The 284-nt window shown below is 50.0% G+C and carries 1 pseudogene; it reads left to right on the plus strand.

Features of this window, described 5'->3' with window-relative positions:
* Positions 1-284, plus strand: a pseudogene (locus J4G32_RS21280) (citrate sensor histidine kinase CitA); the annotation flags it as partial.

Below are 284 nucleotides of genomic sequence, written 5' to 3' on the forward strand. Positions count from 1 at the left end.
CTGCATTATCAGGTGGGCCAACGTGCGCTTATTCAGGCAATGCAAATATCCGCTATGCCAGAATTAGTTGAAGCCGTAGAGGCGCATGATTTGTCACGCATCAAAGCGCTGATTGACCCAATGCGCTCGTTTTCGGATGCGACTTACATTACCGTTGGCAACGAAAAAGGTCAGCGACTGTATCACGTCAACCCGGATGAGATCGGCAAATATATGGAGGGCGGCGATAGCGACGACGCGCTGTATAACGCTAAAAGCTACGTATCGGTGCGCAAAGGTTCATT

The organism is Microvirga antarctica (genome assembly GCF_017921815.1).
Lineage (GTDB): Bacteria > Pseudomonadota > Alphaproteobacteria > Rhizobiales > Beijerinckiaceae > Microvirga > Microvirga antarctica.